This is a genomic window from Stenotrophomonas sp. STEN087, from assembly GCF_056759115.1.
This window is the reverse complement of the sequence record NZ_JBRRCR010000158.1, coordinates 1-3,548: the sequence shown is the minus strand read 5'-3', so window position 1 is coordinate 3,548 and position 3,548 is coordinate 1. Positions and strand designations below refer to the sequence as shown.

Annotated in this window: 5 protein-coding genes; all 5 read left to right on the top strand. The window is 67.1% G+C overall.

The window, feature by feature from the left end:
- The first annotated feature begins 222 nt into the window (after positions 1 to 222).
- The 5 genes from ACVOK1_RS20355 (at position 223) to ACVOK1_RS20335 (ending at position 3,395) form a co-directional block, all read left to right on the top strand.
- Positions 223 to 582, top strand: a complete 360-nt coding sequence (locus ACVOK1_RS20355; RefSeq protein ID WP_481563085.1) for a DUF7668 domain-containing protein — start codon at positions 223 to 225, stop codon at positions 580 to 582.
- Between the two features lie 9 nt (positions 583 to 591).
- A complete protein-coding gene (locus tag ACVOK1_RS20350) occupies positions 592 to 918 on the top strand; it encodes a DUF2185 domain-containing protein (RefSeq protein ID WP_481563084.1) in 327 nt (108 codons plus the stop codon).
- Between the two features lie 278 nt (positions 919 to 1,196).
- Entirely contained in the window at positions 1,197 to 1,637 is a 441-nt protein-coding gene (locus ACVOK1_RS20345) for a DUF2231 domain-containing protein (RefSeq protein ID WP_313050617.1), read from the top strand.
- Positions 1,630 to 2,940: a PQQ-dependent sugar dehydrogenase gene (locus tag ACVOK1_RS20340; protein WP_313203643.1), complete on the top strand. Its 1,311-nt coding sequence runs from the start codon at positions 1,630 to 1,632 to the stop codon at positions 2,938 to 2,940. Before ACVOK1_RS20345 ends, ACVOK1_RS20340 begins: the two co-directional genes overlap by 8 nt.
- 47 nt (positions 2,941 to 2,987) lie before the next feature.
- Positions 2,988 to 3,395 (top strand): hypothetical protein, encoded by a 408-nt coding sequence (locus ACVOK1_RS20335; protein WP_481563083.1) that lies wholly within the window; start codon positions 2,988 to 2,990, stop codon positions 3,393 to 3,395.
- Positions 3,396 to 3,548 lie beyond the last annotated feature (153 nt).

Sequence of the window (3,548 nt, the reverse complement as noted above, 5' to 3'; positions counted from 1 at the left end):
CGGGGGGGGGGGGCCCGCCGCGCGGCGGGCCAATCGGGCGGCCCCCCGGACCATGGCCATGGGGGGGGCCCCCGGTGGGGCGGCACATCCCTCCATCCACGCATGGCGTGGATCTACTGGTAGATGCCAACCTTGGTTGGCACATCCCTCCGGGCTCGGCATACCTCTCCCATGCCATCATGCATGGGCCAAGTCTCGCGGCCCTTTGCTCAAGGAAGACCGATGGTCAGGAAAGACCCGGACACCGAAACCCCCGTGGACGAGGCCTTCCGTCCCACCCTGGCCTGGATGGCCAACGAGATTGCCGCCGGCCGCGCGCCACAGGCCGCGAACGTGCCCACATGCAGCGCCGACACCTGGGATGTCATCACCGGCATCCTCGAGGACTACGGCGAAACCCTGGTGCCGCTCCCCGAGGCCGCCTGGGAAACCTCGGTCAGCCAGTGGTACGGCGAGCGCTGGAAGGTCCTGGTCGACCTGCATACGGCCGCGGAAGGGCGAAGTGACCTGGTAATGGACGTGGATATCATCGAAACGGAAGCCGGTTTCGAGTACACCCTGCATCTGGTCTACGTCCCCTGAGGAGGCACGATGAAGCCGAAACAATTCCGTCTCACCGCAGATCAGATCAGCCCGCTGCTGGAAGGCTATGGCGCGTGCATCGCTACCGATCGCATCACCGTTGACGGCCAGCCCGTGGGCTACTGCTATCGCGAGGAGCCCGACAACGACGTGGACAGTGGCTGGCGCTTTCTGGCCGGCGACGAGACCGAGGAGTACCTGGACGAACCGGGAAACTCTGGCGTGTACAACGTGAACACCATCGCCAACTACGATCGTGCCGTCCTGGCAGTGGTCGACGCGCCAGCGGGTACCGCCTTCGAACGCAGTGAAGACGGAAGTCTGCTGCCGGTCTGATCGGTGATGCCACGATTGGCGGATGCCGCCGGTTGGTCGGCACATCCATCCACGCATGGCGTGGATCTACTGGTAGATGCCAACCTTGGTTGGCACGTCCATCCGGGCAATTGATCCCGGCATCTCCCATCCTGGTGGGTGCCGACCGTTGGTCGGCACATCCCGACCGTGGCACATCCATCCAAGCCCGGCGGCACTCCCATCGACCATCATCGCGCGACCTCCCCGCCGGCTGTGCTACTACGGCCGTGTACCCTCTTCCTCTCCGGAGCACGACCATGGTCAACCCCGTCGCCCAGGCCCATCGCGGCTTGGGCACCACGCTTTTCAGCCTGTTGAATCCGATACCGTTCGGCTTCTTCGTCGGCGCCCTCATCTTCGACATCCTCTACCTCAACACCGCCGAGGTGATGTGGGGCAAGGCGGCCGCCTGGTTGATCACCTTCGGCCTGCTCATCGCCATCATCCCGCGGCTGATCAACCTGTTCGCGGTCTGGCGCCGCAACGGCACCGCCACCGGCCTGGACCGCGTGGATTTCCTGCTCAACCTGGTCGCCATCGTGCTGGCCATCTGGAACGCCTTCGTGCACAGCCGCGATGCCTACGCGGTGGCCGTGCCGGGCACCATTCTTTCCGCGTTGACCGTGGGTCTGATCGCCATCGGTTTCATCCTGCTGTCGCTGCAGCTGCCGGTGCTGCACGGAGGTCGTCATGGCTGATCGCATCCTGCCCACGCTGGGCATCCTCTCGCTCTCGGTGATGCTGGCCGCCTGCGCGGGCAAGGCCGAATACCACCCGGCCGACCAGTCCGGTGCGCAGCCGCCGCTGCCCAAGCCGGCCAACTTCCTCATGCCGCCCATGCAGGTGCCCAAGGGCGTGGGTTGGGCCGACGGCCAGGCGCCCACCGTGGCCGAAGGCCTGAAGATCGAGCGCATCGCCGCCAACCTGCAGCACCCGCGCCGCCTGCTCACCCTGCCCAACGGCGATGTGCTGGTGGTGGAAGGCAACGGCCCCGGCGAAGAACCGGTCACCACGCCCAAGCAGTGGATCGCCGGCAAGGTGAAGGCGCGGTCGGGCAAGGCCGGCAAGGGCGGCAACCGGGTCACCCTGCTGCGCCGTACGCCGGGCACCGATACCTGGACCCAGCACGTCTACATCGAAGGCCTGCATTCGCCGTTCGGCATCCAGCTCATCGGTGACACGCTGTACGTGGCCAACACCGGCAACATCATGCAGTACCACTATGTGCCCGGCGAAACCCGCATGACCGACAAGGGCCGCGAGTTCACCGACCTGCCCAGCACCATCAACCACCACTGGACCAAGGATCTGCGCGCGAGCGCCGATGGCAGCAAGCTGTACGTGGGCGTGGGCTCCAACAGCAACATCACCGAGAACGGCCTGGCCGTCGAATACCGCCGCGCGGTGGTGCTGGAAGTGGACGTGGCCACCCGTGGCAGCCGCATCTACGCGTCGGGCATCCGCAACCCCACCGGCCTGGACCTGGAGCCGAGCACCGGCAAGCTGTGGGCGGTCGCCAACGAGCGCGACGAGATCGGCGCCGATCTGGTGCCCGACTACCTCACCTCGGTGAAGGAAGACGGCTTCTACGGCTGGCCCTACAGCTACTACGGCCAGCACGTGGATGAGCGCGTACAGCCGCAGCGGCCGGACCTGGTGGCCAAGGCCATCGTGCCCGACTACGCCATCGGCTCGCACGTGGCGCCGCTGGGCCTGATGTTCTACACCGCGCAGGCATTGCCGGCGAAGTACCACGGCGGCGCGTTCATCGGCGAACACGGCAGCTGGGACCGTTCGCCGCTGAGCGGCTATGAAGTGGTCTACGTCGCGTTCAAGGACGGCAAGCCGACCGGCCGCCCGGAGCCGGTGGTCAGCGGCTTCACCTCCAAGGATGAAAAGACCCTGATGGGCGCCCCGGTAGGCATGGCGATGGACGCCGACGGCGCGCTGCTGGTGGCCGACGATGTGGGCGATGTGGTCTGGCGGGTCTCGGCGAAGTAGAGTTCGCCCATCACCAACACCAGACCATGGGCCGAGGAGTGACAGGGATGTCCAGGGCACTGATGTGGGCCGCGCTGCTGTGCACGGGCCTTGCGGTTGCCAACCCGGTGTCCGCATCGGGTTGGCAGGGCAGCTATTCCAACGTCTGCGTGCACCCGCAATCGGGTGACCTGCTGGGCGCGGAGCTGTCCTTCATCGCCTACGGCGGCGGCACGGCCGTGCTCTGGCAGCCCTTCGAAGGCGAGGGGCTGCCACCGCAGGTGCTGGTACTGCGCGAGGAAAGCGGCACCACGGTTGCGGCCGAGGCTGCGGGAGCGCCGGCGCTGTTTTCGATCACCCGTGAGCGCACGCGGATTCGTGTGCGTTACCTGCAGGGGCAGGATGGGGAAGTGATCGTGCTGCGGCCCGGTGCCGCGCAGTGGATGGGCGCCCGCCCGCCGGTGTGCCGGGCCTGAATCTGTAGAGCCGAGCCCATGCTCGGCTGCTTTGGTTTTGGCTCTTGTAGAGTAGGGGGCGAGGGGGGGCGGGGCGCTATGTTCGGGCGAGAGCCACGGCCGGGGGGGTGAAATCGGCGGCGCGCAGGTGCGGGGCCGCGGCGCCGCGCCGCC

What these genes read in the sequence shown, in the direction of transcription:
- ACVOK1_RS20350 (WP_481563084.1), top strand. Translation starts at nt 592, where the DNA reads ATGAAGCCGAAACAATTCCGTCTCACCGCAGATCAGATCAGCCCGCTG.
- ACVOK1_RS20335 (WP_481563083.1), top strand. Translation starts at nt 2,988, where the DNA reads ATGTCCAGGGCACTGATGTGGGCCGCGCTGCTGTGCACGGGCCTTGCG.
- ACVOK1_RS20340 (WP_313203643.1), top strand. Translation starts at nt 1,630, where the DNA reads ATGGCTGATCGCATCCTGCCCACGCTGGGCATCCTCTCGCTCTCGGTG.
- ACVOK1_RS20345 (WP_313050617.1), top strand. Translation starts at nt 1,197, where the DNA reads ATGGTCAACCCCGTCGCCCAGGCCCATCGCGGCTTGGGCACCACGCTT.
- ACVOK1_RS20355 (WP_481563085.1), top strand. Translation starts at nt 223, where the DNA reads ATGGTCAGGAAAGACCCGGACACCGAAACCCCCGTGGACGAGGCCTTC.